At 74.4% G+C, this 18,915-nt stretch carries 15 protein-coding genes; 5 read left to right on the top strand and 10 right to left on the bottom strand.

Annotation, left to right across the window (positions count from 1 at the left end):
- Positions 1-338 precede the first annotated feature (338 nt).
- Together ACIQWA_RS38315 and polX are read left to right on the top strand one after the other, a co-directional pair.
- Complete coding sequence (locus ACIQWA_RS38315) at positions 339-1,061, top strand: hypothetical protein (RefSeq protein ID WP_402491068.1); 723 nt, start codon at positions 339-341, stop codon at positions 1,059-1,061.
- A 92-nt stretch (positions 1,062-1,153) separates the two neighbouring features.
- Positions 1,154-2,932 (top strand): DNA polymerase/3'-5' exonuclease PolX, encoded by a 1,779-nt coding sequence (polX, locus tag ACIQWA_RS38310; RefSeq protein WP_402491065.1) that lies wholly within the window; start codon positions 1,154-1,156, stop codon positions 2,930-2,932.
- A gap of 7 nt (positions 2,933-2,939) precedes the next feature.
- Here the strand turns inward: polX and ACIQWA_RS38305 are convergent, their stop codons facing one another.
- Together ACIQWA_RS38305 and ACIQWA_RS38300 are read right to left on the bottom strand one after the other, a co-directional pair.
- Complete coding sequence (locus ACIQWA_RS38305) at positions 2,940-3,818, bottom strand: carbohydrate kinase family protein (protein WP_402491062.1); 879 nt, start codon at positions 3,816-3,818, stop codon at positions 2,940-2,942.
- 3 nt (positions 3,819-3,821) lie between these two features.
- A complete protein-coding gene (locus tag ACIQWA_RS38300) occupies positions 3,822-4,820 on the bottom strand; it encodes a pseudouridine-5'-phosphate glycosidase (protein WP_402491059.1) in 999 nt (332 codons plus the stop codon).
- A gap of 138 nt (positions 4,821-4,958) precedes the next feature.
- Between ACIQWA_RS38300 and ACIQWA_RS38295 the strand changes: the two genes are divergently transcribed.
- Together ACIQWA_RS38295 and ACIQWA_RS38290 are read left to right on the top strand one after the other, a co-directional pair.
- A complete protein-coding gene (locus ACIQWA_RS38295) occupies positions 4,959-5,861 on the top strand; it encodes a LysR family transcriptional regulator (protein ID WP_360242411.1) in 903 nt (300 codons plus the stop codon).
- Positions 5,862-6,044: 183 nt separating this feature from the next.
- A complete protein-coding gene (locus ACIQWA_RS38290) occupies positions 6,045-7,727 on the top strand; it encodes a peptide-N4-asparagine amidase (protein ID WP_402491057.1) in 1,683 nt (560 codons plus the stop codon).
- Between the two features lie 294 nt (positions 7,728-8,021).
- Here the strand turns inward: ACIQWA_RS38290 and ACIQWA_RS38285 are convergent, their stop codons facing one another.
- The 3 genes from ACIQWA_RS38285 to ACIQWA_RS38275 form a co-directional block, all read right to left on the bottom strand.
- On the bottom strand, positions 8,022-8,699 hold the full coding sequence (locus tag ACIQWA_RS38285) for a response regulator (RefSeq protein ID WP_402491054.1): 678 nt from the start codon (positions 8,697-8,699) through the stop codon (positions 8,022-8,024).
- Between the two features lie 232 nt (positions 8,700-8,931).
- Complete coding sequence (locus tag ACIQWA_RS38280; RefSeq protein ID WP_402491052.1) at positions 8,932-9,423, bottom strand: hypothetical protein; 492 nt, start codon at positions 9,421-9,423, stop codon at positions 8,932-8,934.
- Between the two features lie 115 nt (positions 9,424-9,538).
- Positions 9,539-10,723 (bottom strand): sensor histidine kinase, encoded by a 1,185-nt coding sequence (locus tag ACIQWA_RS38275; protein WP_402491050.1) that lies wholly within the window; start codon positions 10,721-10,723, stop codon positions 9,539-9,541.
- Between the two features lie 401 nt (positions 10,724-11,124).
- Between ACIQWA_RS38275 and ACIQWA_RS38270 the strand changes: the two genes are divergently transcribed.
- Positions 11,125-11,925 carry a (2Fe-2S)-binding protein gene (locus ACIQWA_RS38270; RefSeq protein ID WP_402491048.1) on the top strand — a complete coding sequence of 267 codons (801 nt, stop codon included), beginning with the start codon at positions 11,125-11,127 and terminating at the stop codon, positions 11,923-11,925.
- A 100-nt stretch (positions 11,926-12,025) separates the two neighbouring features.
- Here ACIQWA_RS38270 and ACIQWA_RS38265 read toward each other — a convergent pair whose 3' ends face one another.
- The 5 genes from ACIQWA_RS38265 to ACIQWA_RS38245 form a co-directional block, all read right to left on the bottom strand.
- Positions 12,026-13,090 (bottom strand): hypothetical protein, encoded by a 1,065-nt coding sequence (locus tag ACIQWA_RS38265; protein ID WP_402491046.1) that lies wholly within the window; start codon positions 13,088-13,090, stop codon positions 12,026-12,028.
- A 205-nt stretch (positions 13,091-13,295) separates the two neighbouring features.
- Positions 13,296-14,888 (bottom strand): alpha-amylase family glycosyl hydrolase, encoded by a 1,593-nt coding sequence (locus ACIQWA_RS38260; protein WP_402491043.1) that lies wholly within the window; start codon positions 14,886-14,888, stop codon positions 13,296-13,298.
- Positions 14,889-15,096: 208 nt separating this feature from the next.
- Complete coding sequence (locus ACIQWA_RS38255; protein WP_402491040.1) at positions 15,097-15,747, bottom strand: bifunctional 4-hydroxy-2-oxoglutarate aldolase/2-dehydro-3-deoxy-phosphogluconate aldolase; 651 nt, start codon at positions 15,745-15,747, stop codon at positions 15,097-15,099.
- On the bottom strand, positions 15,744-17,414 hold the full coding sequence (locus ACIQWA_RS38250) for an amidohydrolase family protein (protein ID WP_402491037.1): 1,671 nt from the start codon (positions 17,412-17,414) through the stop codon (positions 15,744-15,746). Before ACIQWA_RS38250 ends, ACIQWA_RS38255 begins: the two co-directional genes overlap by 4 nt.
- Complete coding sequence (locus ACIQWA_RS38245; RefSeq protein WP_402491034.1) at positions 17,414-18,769, bottom strand: alanine racemase; 1,356 nt, start codon at positions 18,767-18,769, stop codon at positions 17,414-17,416. The genes ACIQWA_RS38250 and ACIQWA_RS38245 overlap by 1 nt, the downstream gene beginning before the upstream one ends.
- Between the last annotated feature and the right edge of the window lie 146 nt (positions 18,770-18,915).

The following is an 18,915-nucleotide window of genomic DNA, read 5'->3' as shown; positions in this document are numbered from 1 at the left end:
GATTTTCAGACCGCCAACGGCGAGCACCCCCCACCATGAGGGTCGGCGGTCTGAAAATCACCCAGCCCCCGGAGCGCCCACCCCCGGAACCGCCCCCGGACCCACCCACCCTCCCGAAAGCCCACCCCCCAACCAAAGCCCCGCGCAGCGGCACCCCCCGCCACTCGGCGCCCCCACCACCCCCCACACGACGGGGAACGCCCCCCACTTCGCGCCCCGAAGCCGGATTGTCACCCGCGCGGACTAGGCGCAGGCTGGCAGGAGGGCCAGCAACGCGGCCCGCCCCGGTCGGCCGCGGAACCGATGACGGCCGCCGGTCAGGCACGAGGGGCAGAGCAATGGCACGCGGGAAGCTCTGGGGCTACGTCGCGTCGGGGGCCCGGGCGCTCGGCGCGCTCGGCACGCTCGGCGGCGCGGGCGGCGTCGGACGCAAGGACAGCGGGGGCAGCAGGGGCACTGCGGAGGGGCTCGGCCCGTACCCGCCGTTCTCAATGGCCGGCCCCCGGCCGCTGTCCCGCACGGAACTGGACCGGCTGAGCTGGACCGGCCGCCAGGCCGGGTGCGAGCCCCAGGCGCGGCACGTACAGGTCTCCGAGGTGGTGCGCCGAGTGGTGCGCGGCGGCGGCCGGGCGGCGGCCGTCACGGTGCGGCTGGCGCCGGGCCTGCCGGTGGTGGCCGGGGACGCGCGCCGGATGGAGGCCGCGATCGCCGGGCTGCTGGACCACGCGATCCGGCGCAGCCCGCTGGGCGGCCGGGTGCTGGTCCGCGCGGACGTCAGGCGCTCGGGCCCGTCGGCACCCCGCGCCGCGGCCGGGCGCGGCGTGACCGGGCACCGCACGGCCGGACACGGCCGGGAGCGAGTGGAGATACGAATCTCCGACCGCGGTTCGTACGAGCCGCCCGAGGCCCACGACTGGCTGCTGGCGGGCGTGCGGAGCACCGGACCGGTGGGACCGGCGCTGCACAGCCTGGTGCTCGCGGCCGGCGGCCGACTCGCGGTGGAGCCGACCCCCGGTGGCGGCATGACCGTCGTCCTGCTGCTCGCGGTCGCCTACGACTAGCCACCCCCTCCACCCACCGCCCCCGGCCACCCACCGCCCAGCGAAGAACCCACCGCCCAGCGAACACCGCTCCCCGAACCTAGACTTGCCCCATGCCCCGGCTCAACGACCAGGTCAGGGAGCTGCTCCAGGAGTACGCCGACCTGATCAACATCACCGGCGGGGACGCCTTCCGGGCCCGCGCCTACGAGAAGGCCGCCCGGGCCGTCGGCGGCCACCCCGAGGACCTGGCCGGTCTGGACGTCAAGGGACTCCAGCAGATCCCCGGCGTCGGCAAGTCCACCGCCGAGAAGATCGCCGAGTACCTCGCCGGCGGGAAGATCGCCGCGCTGGAGGCCCTGCGCGCCGAGATCCCGTCCGGCGTACGGGAGATGATGGCCGTCCCCAGTGTCGGCCCCAAGCGCGCCCTCTCCCTGTACCGGGACCTCGGGATCGGCTCGGTGGACGAACTCGCCGACGCGATCCGCGCCGACAGGCTGTCCGGTGTGGCGGGCTTCGGCGAGCGCAGCGGCGAGAAGATCCTGCACGGCATCGAGCTGATGCGGCAGTCCGGCGGCCGGACCCTGCTCGACGCCGCCACCGAGCTGGCCGAGCAGCTGGTCGAGGCGCTGTCCGCCGTGCCCGGCTGCACCCGCTGCGCGTACGCGGGCTCGCTGCGCCGGATGCGCGAGACGGTGGGCGACATCGACGTGCTGGCGACCGCCGCCGACTCGGCCCCGCTGATGGCCGCGCTCACCGAACTCCCGTACGTGGCCGAGGTGATCGGCAGCGGGCCGACCAAGACCTCGGTCCGCACCACCGGGGGGATCCAGGTGGACCTGCGGGTCGTGCCCGAGGAGGACTGGGGCGCCGCCCTGGTCTACTTCACCGGGTCGAAGGCGCACAACATCAAGTTGCGCACGCGGGCGGTGCGGGCCGGCCTCAAGCTCTCCGAGTACGGGCTGTTCGAGGTGGCCGGCGACACCGGAAAAACCTCGAAGAAGCAGCAGAAGAAGCAACAGCAGGGGGGCGCCAAGGTCGTGTCCGCGACCGAGGAGGAGGTGTACGCGGCGCTCGGACTGCCCTGGATCCCACCGCCGCTGCGCGAGGACCGGGGCGAGATCGAGGCCGCGCTGAACGGTGAACTCCCGGAGCTGATCCAGGAGTCGGACCTGCGCGGCGACCTGCACACCCACACCGACCTGACCGACGGCCTGGCCACCCTCACCGAGATGATCGACACGGCGGCGGCCCGCGGCTACTCGTACTACGCCGTCACCGACCACGCGCCGGACCTGGTGATGCAGCGGATGACCGACGAGAAGATGCTGGCCCAGCGCGAGGAGCTGCGCCGACTCGCCGACCGTCACAGGAAGTTGCGCCTGCTGCACGGCACCGAGCTGAACATCGGCCCGGACGGCGGGGTGGACTGGCCGCCCGAGTTCCTGGCCGGCTTCGACGTCTGCGTGGCCTCCGTCCACTCGCACTTCACCCTGGACCGCGCTGCTCAGACCCGCCGGCTGATCCGGGCCTGCGAGAACCCGTACGTCCACGTCATCGGCCATCTCACCACCCGACGGATCGGCCGGCGCGGGCCGATCGACGTCGACCTGGACGCGGTGTTCGCGGCCGCCGCCCGCACCGGCACCGCGATCGAGATCAACAGCTCCCCGCAGCGCCTCGACCTGCGGGACGAGGACGTGCTGCGGGCCAAGCGGCACGGTGTGCGCTTCGCGATCGACAGCGACGCCCACGCCACCGGCCACCTCGGCTACCCGCGCTTCGGCATCGGCACGGCGCAGCGCGGGTGGCTCACCGTCGACGACGTGGTCAACGCCTGGACGTGGCAACGCTTGAAGCAGTTCCTCCGCAAGGACGCACTACGGAAGTAGTGCCGCCCTAACACCCCCCGAGCGAAGCCCCCGGTGAGGCCAGCACCCGGGCCGCGCTGCGGTGCCCGAGCCCCGCCGCCAGGTGCAGGTCCCCGGTGTCCAGGAACCCGGCCAGGAAGCCCGCCGCGAAGGCGTCCCCGGCCCCGGTGAGGTCCCGCACCTCGGCGACCGGCGGCACCGGCACGGTGAACAGCCCGTCCGCCGGAACGTCCACGGTGGTCGGCCCGGCACCCGCCTTGGTGACCACCGTCGAGGCCGCCAGCCGGGCCCGCTGCGGCCCGGGCAGGCCGTCCACCAGCAGCCCGAGGTAGGCGGACTCGGAGCGGTTGGCGAACACGAAGGTGGGCGCCAACTCGGCCAGCAGGGCGAGGAAGCGCTCCCTCCCGTACTGCTCCAGCATCCCGGTGGAGGAGGCGTCCACCGAGGTGGTGCCGCCCGCCTGCCGGACCCGGTCGAGCGCGTCGACCGCCGTCCGCCCGACCGGCTCGCCGTCGAAGGAGTAGGCGGGCACGTGCAGGTGGGTCAGTCCGCTCAGCCAGTCGTCCGGGACGCGTTCCAGCAGCTTGGCGGCGCCGCGGTCGGGCAGCATGGTCCGTTCGCCGTCCCGGTCGATCAGCACCACGATGCTGCCGGTCCGGCCGTGCCGCTGCACCCGGACGTCCACACCGTGGCCGCCGAGTTCGGCCACCATGGCGTCCCCGACGGTGTCCGCGCCGACGCAGCCGAGGAACCGGGCCGGGTACTGGCCGGCGGCGAAGCAGGCGACGTTGGCCGCGCTGCCGCCGCGCCGCCGGAAGACCTGGGCACCGGAGTCGGTGCCGTGGCGCAGCGGCCCGTCGACCCAGACCACGATGTCCTCGACGAGGTCGCCGAGCACCCCCAGCACGGGTCAGGCCCCGGCGGTCGCGGCGGCGGACCCGTCGGTCCGGTCACTCCCGCCGGCCCCGCCGGCCGTGCCGACCAGGGCCGCCAGGGCGGCGGCGATCTCGCCGCCGAGGCGGACGTTGCCGCGGTAGACCTCGACGTTGACCTCCAGGCTGCGCCCGCCGGTGTCGCGCTGGATGTGGTCGAGCAGGAACGGGGTGGAGGCGTTGCCGGTGATGCCGCGGCGCTCGGCCTCCGCCCAGGCGCGGGCCAGGATGCCGTCCAGCTCCTCCGGCGGCAGCTGCTTGGCCGGGTCGACCGGGTTGGCGATCAGCACGGCCTGCGGCAGGTCGAGCCGGTCGCGGGCGTCGATCACCGCGGCCGCCTCCGCCGCGGACTGCACAGCGAAGTTGATCTCGTGGCCGGAGTCGGTGACGTAGAAGCCGGGGTACTTGGTGGTGCGGTAGCCGATGACCGGGATGTTGAGGGTCTCGAAGCGCTCCAGGGTGGCCCGGATGTCGAGGATGGACTTCACCCCGGCGCTGATCACGGTGACCGGGGTGGCAGCCAGGGTGGTCAGGTCGGCGGACTCGTCGAAGCTCTCGGCGGCGCCGAAGTGGACGCCGCCGAGACCGCCGGTGGAGAAGACCCGTACGCCCGCGCGGTGGGCGAGGAAGGCGGTGGCGGCGACGGTGGTGCCGCCGTGCCGGCCGAGCGCGGCGACCACCGGCAGGTCGCGCAGGCTGACCTTGTCCAGGCCGTCGGTGGCGGCGAGTTCGGTGATCTGTTCGGTGCTCAGGCCGACGGTGGGGACGCCCGCGTGCACGCCGATGGTGGCCGGGACTACGCCCGCCGCGCGCAGCTGCTGCTCGGCCTCCAGCGCGACCGCCAGGTTGCGGGGGCGCGGCAGGCCGTGGGTGAAGATCGTCGACTCCAGGGCGACCACGGGACGCCCGTCGGCGACGGCCCGGGCGACCTCCTCGGAGATCTGGATGGCGGGGGTGCTGGCGGGCTGTCCGGTCATGGCGGGAGCTTCCTGTGAGATGCCACTGCGGTGGGGCAACGTGACGCTCAGCGTATGGACGGTTCGGATCGGAAACCAGAATGAGTCCTGGGGTTTCCGATAGCCGCTCAACTATTGGTTCGCACTAGGATGACCCGCATGGGCTTCACCTTGCGACAGCTTGAGGTCTTCCTGACGGTCGCCGAGACGCTGCACTTCGGCCGGGCCGCCGAGCGGCTGCACATCTCGCAGCCGACGGTCAGCCAGGAGGTCGCCCGGCTGGAGCGGACGGTCGGTGTCGAGCTGTTCGACCGCAGCCGCCGCTCGGTCGCGCTGACCGAGGCGGGCGAGGTGATGGCGGCCGAGAGCGCGAGGCTGCTGGAGCAGGCCGGGGCGATGCTGGCGCGGGTCCGGCTGCACGAGGAGTCCCGGCTGGGGACGGCGCGGATCGTCGCCTCCCCGAGCGTGGTGAACCGGCTGCTGCCCGCCGTGGTCAGCCGGGCCGAACAGGAGCTGCCCGCGCTCGACACCGCCGAACTCGCCGTCGACACCGGCCAGGTCTCCGCCACCCTGGCCGGGGAGCTCGCCGACATCGGCCTCGGCCGCTTCCTGGAGGACGTCCCCGGCTACCGGCTGGAGCGGATCGCCGACGAGCCGGTCCGGGTCGCCCTCGGCCGGGACCACCCACTGGCCGGCCGGACGGCCCTGCGGCTGGCCGAACTGCGCGACCTGCCCCTGCTGTTGTGGCCGCGCGAGCAGCACCCCCGGTACTACGACCACGTGCTGGGCCTGTGCGCGGAGCACGGCGTCGACCCGCCGGTGCTGGTCAGCCCACCGCGGATCGTCGGCTCCCGGCTCTACCTGCTCGCCCGCAACCGCGCCTTCTCGCTGGTGCCCGGCTCGATGACCGGCCACCTCACCGAGGACGTGGCCACCGTACGGCTGGACGGCCGGGCCACCCTGCCGCTGGAGATGCAGTGGCGCACGGACGACCGCCGACCCCCGCTGGCGACGCTGCGCAACCTGATCCGCCAGGAGGCCGCGGCCCTGGAGGAGTGGTAGGCCCGACCGCCCACCGTCCCGACCGCTCATCACCCCCCGCCGGACCCGACCGACGCCCCCGCGGAGGGCCCCGGAGGGCCCGAAAGCAACTCTTGACGGTCACATGCCACCGCCGGAAGGATGCCCGGGACACCCACCCGGCCCGTCGCGCGCCGACGGGCCGCCCGACCCCGGGGACCCACCTTGGCCCTGCTCCCCCGGCGCTCCCCGCGCCCCCTGCTGCGCCGCCTCGCCGGACTGCTCGGCGCCACCGCCCTCACCCTCGCCGGCACCCTGACCGCCGCCGCCCCGGCCCACGCCGACTTCGGCAGCGACTACCACGACCCGGTCACCGCCACCAAGCCGCTCACCCGCCCCGACACCCGCTCCTGCACCGTCGAGGTGATGCACGACCGGGAGTTCCGCAACGGCTACGGCAACCCGCCCGACACCCCGTACACCGCCACCCTCACCCCGCCCGCCGACTGCGCCGGCCCCTGGTCCGCCGTGGTCCTGGACCTCCACGGGCAGGTCGCCGGGCGGCAGTTCGACCGGATCTTCAGCGTCCGCGTCGGCGGCGTCGAGGTCCTGCTGTCCTCCACCCCGGAGCCGTCCCACGACGGCATCCAGTGGAACGTCGAACGCGACCTCACCCGCTACGCCCCGCTGTTCGCGGCCGGACCGCAGCCGTTCGCGCTCGACCTCGCCAACGTCACCGACACCACCTACACCGGCGTCTACCAGGTCTCGGCGAGCCTGACCTTCTACACCGCGAACGACCGCTGGCCCGCCGCCCACGGCGCCGACCAGGTCCTCACCACCGGCCCGTTCTCGCTCACCCAGGCCGCCCCGGGCACCGCGGGGGACCTCACCTTCCCGCAGAACCTGCAAGGGCTCACCGCCGAGGTGTACGCGCGGGGTGGCGGCGCCTGCGAGGAGTTCGCCTACGCCTCCGCGCCGGACGCCTTCGTCGCCGCGAACCCGTCGATCGGCGCCTGCGGCAAGGGCCCGTTCCGCGAACTGAGGCTGACCGTGGACGGCCGGGTGGCCGGCGCCGTCTGGCCGTACCCGGTGATCTACACCGGCGGCTGGGACCCGCTGCTGTGGCGGCCGGTCCCCGGCGTCTTCGCCTTCGACCTGCCCGCCTACCGGCTCGACCTCACCCCGTACGTCGGCCTGCTGCTCGACGGGCGGCCGCACCGCGTCGGCATCGCGGTGAACGCCTCCGAGGCGCAGAGCAACGACGTCTGGACCGGCCAGGTCAACCTGTTCGCCGAGGTCGACCACGGCACCACCCGTACCTCCGGGCAGCTCACCGACCACCGGGTCGCCCCCGAGGCCGCCGTCACCACCCAGTTCGCCGACCACGGCGGCGGCAGCGGCGACTGGACCGTCACCGCCACCCGGCACGACCTGGCCCGCGGCTGGGTGCAGACCTCGCACGGCCGGATCACCACCGAGGTCCGCGACGACCTCACGTTCAGCTCCGCCCAGCAACTGCGCGACAGCGGCAACGACGTGACGCTGCACAACGGCACCGACCTCACCCGCACCACCGCCACCTGGGGCGGCGGACCGCACCGCACCACCACCGTGCACGAGGGCGAACCGCTGGACGTCACCTACAAGGTGACCCACGACGCGGCCGGGAACACCGACCAGAACACCGCGATGGACCTCGGCTACCACCGCGAGGCCACCACCGCGACCGGCGGCCACGTCACCGGGCGCAGCACCGTGGACCACACCCTGCGACCCACCGCGACCCGCCACGACGGCGACCGCACCGTCCGGACCGGCAGCAGCACCGAGGACTACCGCAGCACCGGACCGGACGGGCCGTACCACCGGACGCTGAGCTTCGTGGACGGGTGGCCGAAGCCCTGAGGCCTCCCTCTGCCCCGACTTGCGAAATCCGCCCGATTTCGGGCCGTTCACCCCTGGTGCACGGCTCGTAGGAGGCGCATGATGGGAGGTGGACCTGCGAGGTAGCTGAAGGAAGTTCGACCGCAGGAGGCAGTGGCGACAGGTCGAGACGGATCAGGGTCTGCCGCTGGTACTACCTCGGTCGACGATCGAACTACCGGCCGGAGGACGTGACGTCCGGAGGCCACCCCCACCTCGCAGGTTCCCCGCGTCCACGGAGCTTCCCCTCGCTCCGTGGACGCGTCCTGCCGTCCGCTACCGCGGCACCGGGTACCCCGCCTCCCAGGCGTGCACCGCGATCCCGACCCGGTTCGACACGCCCAGCTTGCGCTGGATGCTGGCCACGTGGGTCTTCACCGTGCCCGCGGAGATGAACAGTTGGGCCGCGATGTCGGCGTTGGTGCGGCCCGCCGCGACGTGACCGGCGATCTCCACCTCCCGCTCGGTCAACGGCACCGCCACCCCCACCCCGGCCGGGCGCGCGGGCCGCCGCGGCGCCGTCACGTGCTGGAGCAGCCGCACCGTGACCGACGGGCTGATCAGGCTCTCCCCGTCCGCCGCCGCCCGCACCGCCTCGGCCAGCAGGGCCGGGCCGGAGCGCTTCAACAGGAAACCGGAGGCGCCGTGCCGCAGCGCCGGGTAGACGTACTCGTCCAGGTCGAAGGTGGTCAGCACCACCACCCGCACCGAGCCGGACAGTCGCCTGGTCACCTCCAGCCCGTCCAGCCGCGGCATCCGGATGTCCACCAGCGCGACGTCCGGCCGCAGTTCGGCCGCCAGCTCCAGCGCGGCGACCCCGTCGACGGCCTCGCCCACCACCTCGATGTCCGGCTGGGCGTCGAGGATCCGCCGCACACTCCGCCGGACGGCCTCCTGGTCGTCCGCGACCAACACCCGGATCACCCGCGGGCACTCACCGTTCGCACTCGTCACACCGGGCAGTCTCCCGCACCGACCGGCGGGCGGGAAAACTCACGCCGCCGGTCCGGCGCGGTTCACCTCCGCCCGGTGAAGCCGACCGCCATGAGCGCTTCCGGTGGGCGTCCGCCCGTCACCCCCTCCGTCAGCCGGCGCGGGCTCCCGGCCGGGGCGACCGGCCTGAGCCTCGGCGGCGCCGTCTCCCTCTCCGGCATCGCGGCCGCCCCCGCCAGCGGGGGCGCGGGCCCTAGATCTGCGTCCACCCGCCGCGCGCGAGGAGCGCGATGGGGCCCGCCACGAGCAGGGCGGCGAAGACCGTCCCCACCGAGCCGCGGTCGCGCCGGCCGGCGAGCAGCAGCATGACGCCGGACGGGAAGGCGAAGACGAACACCGGCAGCGGGAGCAGCACGTACGGCACCGAGCAGACGGCCTCGATGCCGAACTGGAACCAGCCGACAGCGAGGCAGGCACGCCGGAAGCTCGGCTCGCGCGGTACGGCCAGGGGCAGCACGGTCATCGCGAGGAATCCGACGTACAGGCCCCAGAACCACGCGCTGTCGGGCCTCGACGACAGGCCCGCGACGGCATACGGCACCCAGGCGACACCGGCCAGGGCGACGAGGATCCGCCCGCTCGGTCTGACCCGGCCGCGGACGGGGCCGGTACGCGGCTCCCCCGACCGGTCGGCGAACGCGGCCCCGGCCGCGAAACCGGGCTGCGCCGGCAGCAACTTGCTCATCCCTACCCCCTGAGAACAACCCTGAGAACGGTCTCGAGAACGGTTCCGAGAACGATTTGAACGTGTTCAACATAGCGCTCCGACCGTCCCCCGGAAAGCCCGGCGGCGCCCCTCGCTACCGCCCCGGCAGGGTGCAGCACACCTGCCAGCCCGACGGGCCGAACGGGCCGCAGGTCAGGGTGCCGCCGTGGGCGGCGGCGCGGGCCGCCAGGCCGACCAGCCCGGTACCGCCCGCGCCGGGGCGGCGGCGCAGCCGGGGCCGTCGGGCGGCCGGCCCGCCGGTGTCGCCGACGGTCACCCGTACCGCCCGGCCGTTCGGCTCGGCGGCCACCCGGACCGTCACCGCGGTGGCCTGCGGGGCGTGTCGGCGGACGTTGGTCAGGGCCTCCAGGACCACGGCGTACGCGGTGGCCTCGGCCTCGGCGGCGAGCAGTCCGACGGCCTCCGGGGCGAGCTCCACGGTGGCGCGCGGGCCACCCGTCGTACCGAAGCGCTCCACCAGCTCCGGCAGGTCGGCCAGCCCGACCCGGCGGGTGGTTCCGGCCGTCGCCCGTCCTTCGCGCAGCGCACCGACCATCTCGTCCATCGAGTCGAGCGCCCGCAGCCCCGCCTCCTCCAGGCGGCGCAACAGGGCGGCCGTCTCCGCCGCCTCCTGGCCCGGGAGTTGGCCGGCCTGGGCCTCCAGCACGATGCCGGTGATCTCGTGGGCGACGAAGTCGTGCAGCCCCCGGGCGACGTCCAGCCGCTGCTCGCGCCGCGCCCGCTCGAGGGCGCGCTCCCGGCGGACCTCCAGCACCCGCAGGTAGAGGCCCGCCCCGGCCACCCCGAGCACCGGCAGCAGCGAGAACAGCACGCCGGCCACCGGCCCGGCCGCACCGCCCTGCGGCATCCGGAGCACGGAGCGCAACGGGAGCACCACGGCCGCGAGACCGACCAGCCCGCCGACCGGCCCGGCCCAGCGCTCGGGCAGCCGGCGGACGGCCCGGTACAACACGCCCAGCAGCGCGAGCCATTCGAGGGGCAGCCAGAACACGGGCAGCCGGTACGGCCCCGGGTAGCCCAGGTCGACCAGCAGCGAAACCCCGGCCGCGCCGGCCGCTGCGGCGGCGAGGGTGACCCTGCCGACCGGCCAGGGCAGCAGCGCCACCACGGCGGCGAGCGCGGCCGTCAGGGCGAGCAGCAGGGCCGGCCCACGGTCCCCCGGGTGAGCCAGCACGACGGGCGCGAGCAGCAGCAAAGCGGCGACGACGGCGGGCCGATGGCGGCGCCGGGCAGGGCGGGACTGACGGTCGGTGCGCACACCGCCGAGCCTACGGGCAGCTCTCCCGGGGGAGGCCCGCTCCTCCCCGCGTAGGAGGCAACTCCCCTCCGCAGCGGGAGGTCCGGGCGGCCCGGCCGGGCCAGACTGGATGCCGTCGGACCAACCCCGCACCGGAGGGCCGAGCACCGTGGATCTCCGACCGCCAGGGCGCGGTAGCGTTCATCCGCACGACGGGCGCAGCGGCCGCCGTGCCCGGCTGACCACCGCCCGACCGGGGCCTCCGGCGCCGACCTCCGGCCTCCGACCGGGGCGGGGCGGCGCGTCACCAGCCGCCGTCCGAACCTCGGCCCCCTGGAGGACCAGATGCACCCCGACCGCCCGATCCCGCCCGGGCCGACCGAAGCCGGCGTGGGGTTCAACGACCTTACCGGGGAGGGCCGTTGAACCCCGCGCCCAAACAGCAGCCGGCCGGACAGCCGCAGGCGGAACAGCCGCAGGCCGGACTGTCGCAGACAGAACGACAGCAGCCCGACTACGCCCGACTCGCCACCCTCGGGCCGTACTTCGCCCTCGACACCGCCCCCGCCGGCCCTCCGCCACCCGGTTTCCGCCGGCTGCCGGAGCTGTACGGCACCGGCCCGGACGCGCCGCTCGCCACCCGGATCCAGGTGGTGGCCCAGCGCCTGGGCACGACCGAACTCCGGGTCGCCGCCTCGATCCTGCACCTCGGCCTGGCCGCCCGCTTCTGGTCGGTGGGCATCGGCTCGGCCGTCCTGCTGGGGACGGTCCCGACCCTGGAGCGCGCCTGGGTACGGATCCCGGACCAGGGACCGATCGACCTCTGGACGCCGCCGGAACCGCTCCGCCCGGAGCCCGGGGAACTCGTCGATCAGCTCCACCGCTCCGTCCTGATCGGGCAGTTGGAGCCACTGGCCGCAGCAGTGCGGGCCGCCGTGCCGCTCTCGGCACGCCTGCTGCGCGGCAACGCGGCCTCCGCGCTGGCCGGGACGCTCCGGGTGCTGAGCGCCCGAGAGTCGCTCCCGGCACGGGAGTTGGTCACCCAGCTGCTGGACCGCCCGCCACTGACGGGCTCCGGCACGCTGCGCACCGGCCCGCGCGGGGCCGCGTTCCGCCGGACGAGTTGCTGCCTCTACTACCGGATCGGCCCGGGCGCCGGGCTCTGCGGGGACTGCTGCTTCACCCGGCCGCCGGCCCGCCGGGAGCCGCCCGGCACCGCCTGAGGCCCGCACCCGGCTTGTCCAGAGCCGGGTACGGGCCGCTTGTTCCCCACCCGGTTCCGATGCCCTCGCACCGGGTGAAGTCCCTTCGGGCGTACGGTCCTCAGACCGCGACCGCCTCCTCCATCTCCTCCTCGGCCTCCGCCTCCGCCTCGGTCCGCGCCGCCACCGCGCGGCGCCCCCGGCCCTCGTACGCCGTCGCGGCGACCAGGGCCGCCCCGCCCAGCAGCAGCCAGACCACCAGGGTCAGCACGTGCCCGCCGAGGCCGGCGCCGCCGTCGAAGTACAGGATGTCGCGCGCGCCCTCCAGGTAGCCGGCCCCGGTCCAGAAGCCGTGCAAGGCCCCGAAGAACCCGTTCTGCAGTTCGGGCCGGTAGATGCCGCCGGAGGAGGTGAAGTTGAGCATCACGAACAGCACCATCAGGGTCAGCGTGGTCCACTTCTTCAGGAAGCTGTGCAGGCCGATGCCGATCAGCACGATGCCCGCGGAGTAGAGCCAGCCGAGCGCCCAGACGGCGGCGTAGTCGTGATCGACCACGTGGAAGAGCGGCCCGGCGGTGGCGATCCCGATCACGCTGACCACCAGCGAGACGACCACGCCCACCAGGGCCCGGATCCGCATCGGCAGCCCGGCGCCGGCCGCGCCGATCACCGCGACGCTGGCGTAGGAGCCGATGCTCAGCGCGACCAGCAGGAAGAACAGGCCCTGACCGGTCGGGTCGCCCTCGGCGGGGGTGGTCAGGTCGGTGACGTGCAGCGGGACGCCCTGCTTGTCCGTGACGTTGGTGAACACCGCCGTGGCGGCCACCACCGAGGTGTCGGAGTTGCCCTTGGCCACGATCAGCTCGGGGGTCCTGGCGTCCGGGACGAAGGCGCCGACCAGGTCGCGGTCGCGCAGCAGCTGCTCGGCGGCGGGGCGGTCGGCGACGGTCCGGACGTCCAGCGCGGCACCGGCCTTGCCCTGGATGGTCTGCGCCAGCCCCTGGGCCTGGGGGCCGGAACCGACCACGGCGACCTTGAGGTGGTGGGGCTCGGGCTGGTGGAAGGCGCCCTGGTAGGCGAGGGCCATGCCGAGGCACATCAGCAGTGGGGTGAGCAGGTGGACGGCGAGGTGCTTGAGCGAGTGGCCCGGGGTGGGCGCTGCGGTGAGGGTCTGGGGTGTGCTCATGGCGTTCGTACCGTCCTCCGGCGATCTCTTCGATGACGATGGCAAATACAACCAATACCGGTGGTAAATGCAACCATCTATGGATGTAGCTTACAACTATCAGACGCGGATCGAAAGCTGCCCGGAAGCCGGGCCGCCGAAGAATGCCCCGGCGGCCCGGCTCAGACCCGGCTCAGACCCTACTCAGGCCCGGCTCAGGCCTGGCTCACCCCAGCTCGAACACCCCGTACGAGAACCCCTCGGCCCGCAGCTCGCCGTCCACGACCCGCACCCCCTGCACCTCCAGCGGCCGCACCGCACCCCCGCCCGGGAGGTCCGCCAACCGGACCGTCCCCGGTTCCCGGCGCGGGTTCACCGCCACCAGGTACCGCCCGGACCGCACGTACACCAGCGGGTACCCGGCCTGCCGTACCTCCACCCCGCCGGAGGCGCCCAGCCCCGGGTGGGCGCGGCGCAGCGCGATCAGGCGCCGGACGGTGTGCAGCAGCGAGGTCGGATCGGCGCGCTGGGAGAGCACGTCCGGGCGGTGCGGGTCCGGGTCCGGCGGCAGGTAGCACCGCTCGGGCGCGGCCGTCGAGAACCCGGCCGAGGGGCCCGGCGTCCACTGCATCGGGGTCCGCGACCCCGCCCGGTTGAAGCGCGGGCCGAGCATGCTGCCCTCGACGTCCGGCAGCCCGGGCAGGTAGCGCATGCCGATCTCGTCGCCGTAGTACACGGCGGGCAGGGTCGGCCAGGTGAGCAGGAAGGCGAAGGCGGGGGCGAGTTGCTCCCCGGAGCGCGGGGCGGTGGCCAGCCGGGAGAAGTCGTGGTTGGCGGTGGGCAGCACGATGTGCCCGTTGCCCTCGGTGAGTTCGGCGGCGGAGCGCCAGGCGTCCAGGAAGGTCCGCGGGGTGCCGCGCCCCTCGGCCTCGAAGTAGCACGGGCCCTGCTGCCAGAACTCCTCGACCGTCCCACCGCCGTTGTTCCACAGCGAGCGCAGCGGGAGGCCGTGGTCGTCCCCGCCGAAGTGCAGGAAGAAGTCGGCGTGGAACCCGGCCGCGACGGCGGCGGCCGGTTCGCCCCACTCGGCGAACAGCGCGGCCTCGGGGTGGGTGCGGTCCAGCCAGTCGCGCAGCTCGGTCCAGAGCTTGGCGGTCTCCACCCGGCCCGGGTCGTCCTTGACCAGCGAGTACGCCATGTCCACCCGGAAGCCGGCCACGCCGAGGCCCAGCCAGTGCGCCATGATGTCGCGCAGGGCCGCCCGGTTGGCGCGCGGGCCCTCGGCGTCCACCGGCTGCCGCCACGGCTCCGACGAACTCGAGCGCGCGTAACCGAAGTTGAGGGCCGGCTGACAGTCGAAGAAGTTCGGCCGGTACCAGCCCGGCCGGCTCCCGGGCGAGGCGACGAAGCCGTCCACCGGCCGCTCGGACCAGATGTAGCGTTGGTCGGCCGGGTCCTCGGCGGAGGCCAGGAACCAGGGGTGGCGGTCGGAGGTGTGCCCGGCGACCAGGTCCAGCAGGATCCGGATGCCCTTGCCGCGCGCGGCCTCGACCAGCGCGACCAGGTCCTCGGTGCGGCCGTAACGCGGGGCCGGGGTGAGGTAGTCGGTGACGTCGTACCCGGCGTCGCGGAACGGCGAGGCGAAGCAGGGGTTGAGCCAGACGGTGTCCACGCCCAGCCAGGCGAGGTGGTCGAGGTGCTCGGTGATGCCGGCGAAGTCGCCGATGCCGTCGCCGTCGGAGTCCGCGAAGGACTGCGGGTAGATCTGGTAGAGGACGGCGTCGGCCAACCAGTCGGGGCCGGGGCGGGTCGAGGTCATGGGGCGGGTCCTCCTGTCGGGTCCGGGGGCCGCCCGGGCCGGTGGCCGAGGGGCCCGGGGTGATCCGGGTGCCATCGATTCTCGTCCGATCCCGTCCGTCCCGACAGCCCGCCGTGCACCTTCACCGAACCGCCGCCGGACCGCCGCCGGAGCGACGCCGGGGCCGATGGCGGGCCGACCCGGCGCGAACCCCGCTCCGCAGGAGCCGCTACGTTCCCGCCGCGCAGGCCCGGGTGAACGCCCGGGCCCGCCTGGTGATCTCCGCCCAGTCCCCCGCCTCCACCACGGCCGGGGGCACCACGTCCGTCCCCGCGCACACCGCGAGCGCCCCCTGGGCCAGGAACTCGGCCGCGTTGCCCGCGTTCACCCCGCCCGAGGCCACCAACGGCACGTCGGGGTACGGGCCGCGCAGGTCCTTGAAGTAGCCGGGGCCGAACGACCGGGCCGGGAAGATCTTGACGGCGGCCGCCCCCAGGTCGACCGCCCGGGCCACCTCGGTAGGGGTCAGTGCCCCGAGCACCACCGGCACCCCGCGCGCCCGTCCGACCTCGGCGACCTCGGGCCGGCAGCCGGGGGTGACCAGGAAGGAGGCCCCGGCGTCGATCCCCCGCCCGGCCTGCTCGGCGGTCAGCACCGTACCGACGCCGACCCGCCACCCGGCCGCCGATGCACGCTCCAGATGGTCCGTCACCTTCGGTGTGGTGTAGGTGAATTCGGTGAGGTTGATGCCGCCCTCGGCGAGTGCGGCGCACAGTGCGGCGGCGTCCGGGATCCGGGGTGCGCGGACCACCGCGATCACCGGGTCGTTCCGCAGCTCGGAGAGTGCGTTCGTGCTGTGCACAGCGTTCGTGGCGTTCATCGGGCCACCGTTCCTCGATCGGTGCGGCGCAGGGCGCGCCCCGGCCGGGCGCCGGTGGTGCGACCCTGCCGGACGACGGCGGTGCCGTTGACGTACACGTACTCGATCCCCTCGGCGGGCAGCCGGGGTTGCTCGAAGGTGGCGGTGTCCCGGACCCGTTCGGGGTCCAGCAGCACCAGGTCGGCGTGGTACCCGGGGGTGATCCGGCCGCGCCGGTCCAGCCCCAGCCGGGCGGCGGGCCGGCCGGTCATCCGGGTGATCGCCTGCTCCAGGGTGAGCACGCCCAACTCCCTTCCGTAGTGGCCGAGGTAGCGCGGGAAGGTGCCCCAGGCGCGCGGGTGCGGCCGGGCCCCGACGAGCAGCCCGTCGCTGCCCACGGTGTGGGCGGGGTGGCGCATCACCGCCCGGACGTTCTCCTCGTGCCCGACGTGCTGGAGCACGGTGGTGGCCAACTCGTCGCGACGCAGCAGGTCGAGGAAGAGCTCCGTCCCGCCGACCCCCCGCTCGGCGGCCAGGTCGGCGACCGTCCGGCCGACGGTCGGCGCGAGGTCGGCCGCGCGAACGCCGGAGATCTGGACGGTCGCCCAGTCGGCGACCACGCCGTGGCAGCCGTCGCTGCCGGTCCGCTCCATCGCGTACCGGATCCGCTCGCACGCGGCCGGGTCCGCGAGCCGGGCCAGGGTGGCGCCGGGGCCGCCCTCGGTCGCCCAACTCGGCAGCAGGGCGGCCAGGGTGGTGGAACCGGGCAGGTAGGGGTAGCTGTCCAGGGTGAGGTCGACGCCGTCCGCGAGCGCCCGGTCGACCAGTTCCAGGAACTCGCCGGCCCGGCCCCGGTTGACGCCGAAGTTCATCGTGGCGTGGGTCAGGTGCAGCGCACAGCCGGACCGCCGGGCGATCTCCACCATCTCCGCGTAGCCCGCCAAGGCGCCCTTCCCGTACGAGCGCTGGTGCGGGGCGTGGAAGCCGCCGTAGGCCGCGACCACGGTGCACAGCGCGACCAGCTCGGCGGTGTCGGCGTACATCCCAGGGGTGTAGCTGAGGCCGCTGGACATGCCGACCGCCCCGTCCAGCAGGCCCTGCGCCAACACCTGGCGCATCCGGTCGAGTTCGGCCGGGGTGGGCGGGCGGTTGTCCCAGCCCATGGCGAGCATCCGCAGCGCGCCGTGCGGGACCAGGTAGCAGGCGTTGACGGCGACCCGGGTGCGGTCGATCCGGTCCAGGTACCCGCCGACGTCGCGCCAGTCCCAGTCGAAGCCCGCCGGATCGCCGTTCCAGCCGGCCAGTTGGCGGCGCAGCGCGGGCAGGGTGGTGTCGTCCGCTGGGGCGTAGGACAGGCCGTCCTGGCCGAGCACCTCGCAGGTGACGCCCTGGGTGACCTTGGCCGGGTGCTCGGGTTCGAGCAACAGGGCAAGATCTGAGTGGGCGTGCATGTCGATGAAGCCGGGGGCGAGCACCAGGCCGTCGGCGTCCACCACGGCGCCTCCACCGAGGCCCGCACCGATCTCGGTGATCACTCCGTCGGCGATCCGCACGTCCGCCCGGTAGCGGTCGGCGCCCGTCCCGTCGACGACCGTGGCCCCCTTGAAGACCGTCGCACCCTTGACCACGGTCGCCCCGGCGGAGACGGTCGCCCCGCCGGGGCCGGTCGCGCTCTCCCCCGTCGTCATCAGAAGAACGTCCTGACCAGCCCGGTGATCTTCGGCTCGGCCGCGTCCGCCGAGTCCAGCACCGGGATCGCGGTCCACTTGTCGAAGGCCGTGCACGGGTGGGAGACGCCGAGCCGCAGCACCGCGCCGATCGGTGCGAGGTCGCCCGCGTCGCGGAGGAAGGCGTGCTGGTCGTTGAGCGCGGTGATCCGGGCCGCCGTACCGGTCAACGCCACTCCGCCGCGCACCAGTTGCGGCTCGGGCAGGCCTTCGTCGAAGGGCAGGTCGCGCTTGCCCGCGTCCAGCAGCGCGAGTTGCGGCTCGGGCCGGGAGGCCACCCGGGCCCAGCCGTGCAGCGCACCGCGGAACGGGGTCGGCCCGCCGCCCCGGGCGAGCGGGGAGATGCCCCGGTAGAACCCGTCGTCGTGGGCGATGTACGCGCCCGAGCGGAGCACCACCAGCGCCTCCGGCAGGGCGGCCAACTCCTCGACCACCAGGTCGAAGTAGGCGCTGCCACCGGCCGACACCACCGGCGGCGCGCCGTCCGGGTAGGCCCCGGCGAGCCGGCCGTGCAGCTCGCCGAGCGCTTCCAGGTAGCCGCGGACGGCGGCCAGTCCCTCGGCGGTGGCATCGTGCGCGAGGGCGCCCTCGTAGCCGCCGACGCCGGCCAGCCGCAGGGTGGGGGCGCGCAGCACGGCGGCGGCGACCTCGACGGCGGCGTCCACACCGCGCACGCCGGTCCGCCCGCCCGGGCCGCCGAGTTCGACCAGCACCTCGACCGGCCGCTCGGCCCCGGCGGCGCGCAGCGCCTCGTCCATCAGCCGTACGCCCTCGGTGGAGTCGGTCCAGCAGAGGAAGCCGAAGCCCGGATCGGCGGTCAGTTCGGCGGCGAGCCAGGCGAGCCCGGCCGGGTCGAGCAGGGTGTTGGCGAGCAGGATCCGCCGGACGCCGAAGGCGCGGGCGACCCGCACCTGGGGCAGGTTGGCGAGGGTGATCCCGTGGCTGCCGGCGGCGAGTTGGGCCTGCCAGAGCTCGGGCGCCATGGTGGTCTTGCCGTGCGGGGCGAGCACGACGCCGGCCTTGGCGCACCAGTCGGCCATGGTACGGACGTTGTGGTCGAGCGCGGCTCCGTCGAGGGTGAGCAGCGGGGTGCCGAGGGAGGAGAGGGTCGGTCCGGTGGCGAGCCAGTCGCGGACGGTCCGGCCCCAACTCTCCGGCGGGGCGGCCTTGAACCGCCAGTCGAGGGTCTCGTCGGCCAGCGCCGCGACCGCCCCCTCGGCGATGCCGGGCCCGTCCGCGCCGCTCGCGAAGGTGCCGCTGCTCGCGAAGGTGCCCCTGCTCGCGGAGGTGCCACTGCCCGCGAAGGTCTGCTCCACCGTCTTCCTCCATCCGCCATGTTGCAACATGTGCAACGAGGGTTGCACATGCTGGCAACACGGTTCTAGCATCGGCGCCGGATCACGGTCAACGGAGGTCGAACCCCACCGCCCAAGGTCGACACACCGCCGCCGCAGACGAGGAG

This window comes from Kitasatospora sp. NPDC098652 (assembly GCF_044760155.1).
Taxonomy (GTDB): domain Bacteria; phylum Actinomycetota; class Actinomycetes; order Streptomycetales; family Streptomycetaceae; genus Kitasatospora.
The sequence above is the reverse complement of the archived record's forward strand: the minus strand, read 5'-3'. Positions and strand labels throughout refer to the sequence as shown.

Coding starts and splice junctions, on each gene's coding strand:
- ACIQWA_RS38315 (WP_402491068.1), top strand. CDS start 339: ATGGCACGCGGGAAGCTCTGGGGCTACGTCGCGTCGGGGGCCCGGGCG.
- polX (WP_402491065.1), top strand. CDS start 1,154: ATGCCCCGGCTCAACGACCAGGTCAGGGAGCTGCTCCAGGAGTACGCC.
- ACIQWA_RS38300 (WP_402491059.1), bottom strand. CDS start 4,820: ATGACCGGACAGCCCGCCAGCACCCCCGCCATCCAGATCTCCGAGGAG.
- ACIQWA_RS38295 (WP_360242411.1), top strand. CDS start 4,959: ATGGGCTTCACCTTGCGACAGCTTGAGGTCTTCCTGACGGTCGCCGAG.
- ACIQWA_RS38280 (WP_402491052.1), bottom strand. CDS start 9,423: ATGAGCAAGTTGCTGCCGGCGCAGCCCGGTTTCGCGGCCGGGGCCGCG.
- ACIQWA_RS38265 (WP_402491046.1), bottom strand. CDS start 13,090: ATGAGCACACCCCAGACCCTCACCGCAGCGCCCACCCCGGGCCACTCG.
- ACIQWA_RS38260 (WP_402491043.1), bottom strand. CDS start 14,888: ATGACCTCGACCCGCCCCGGCCCCGACTGGTTGGCCGACGCCGTCCTC.
- ACIQWA_RS38255 (WP_402491040.1), bottom strand. CDS start 15,747: ATGAACGCCACGAACGCTGTGCACAGCACGAACGCACTCTCCGAGCTG.
- ACIQWA_RS38250 (WP_402491037.1), bottom strand. CDS start 17,414: ATGACGACGGGGGAGAGCGCGACCGGCCCCGGCGGGGCGACCGTCTCC.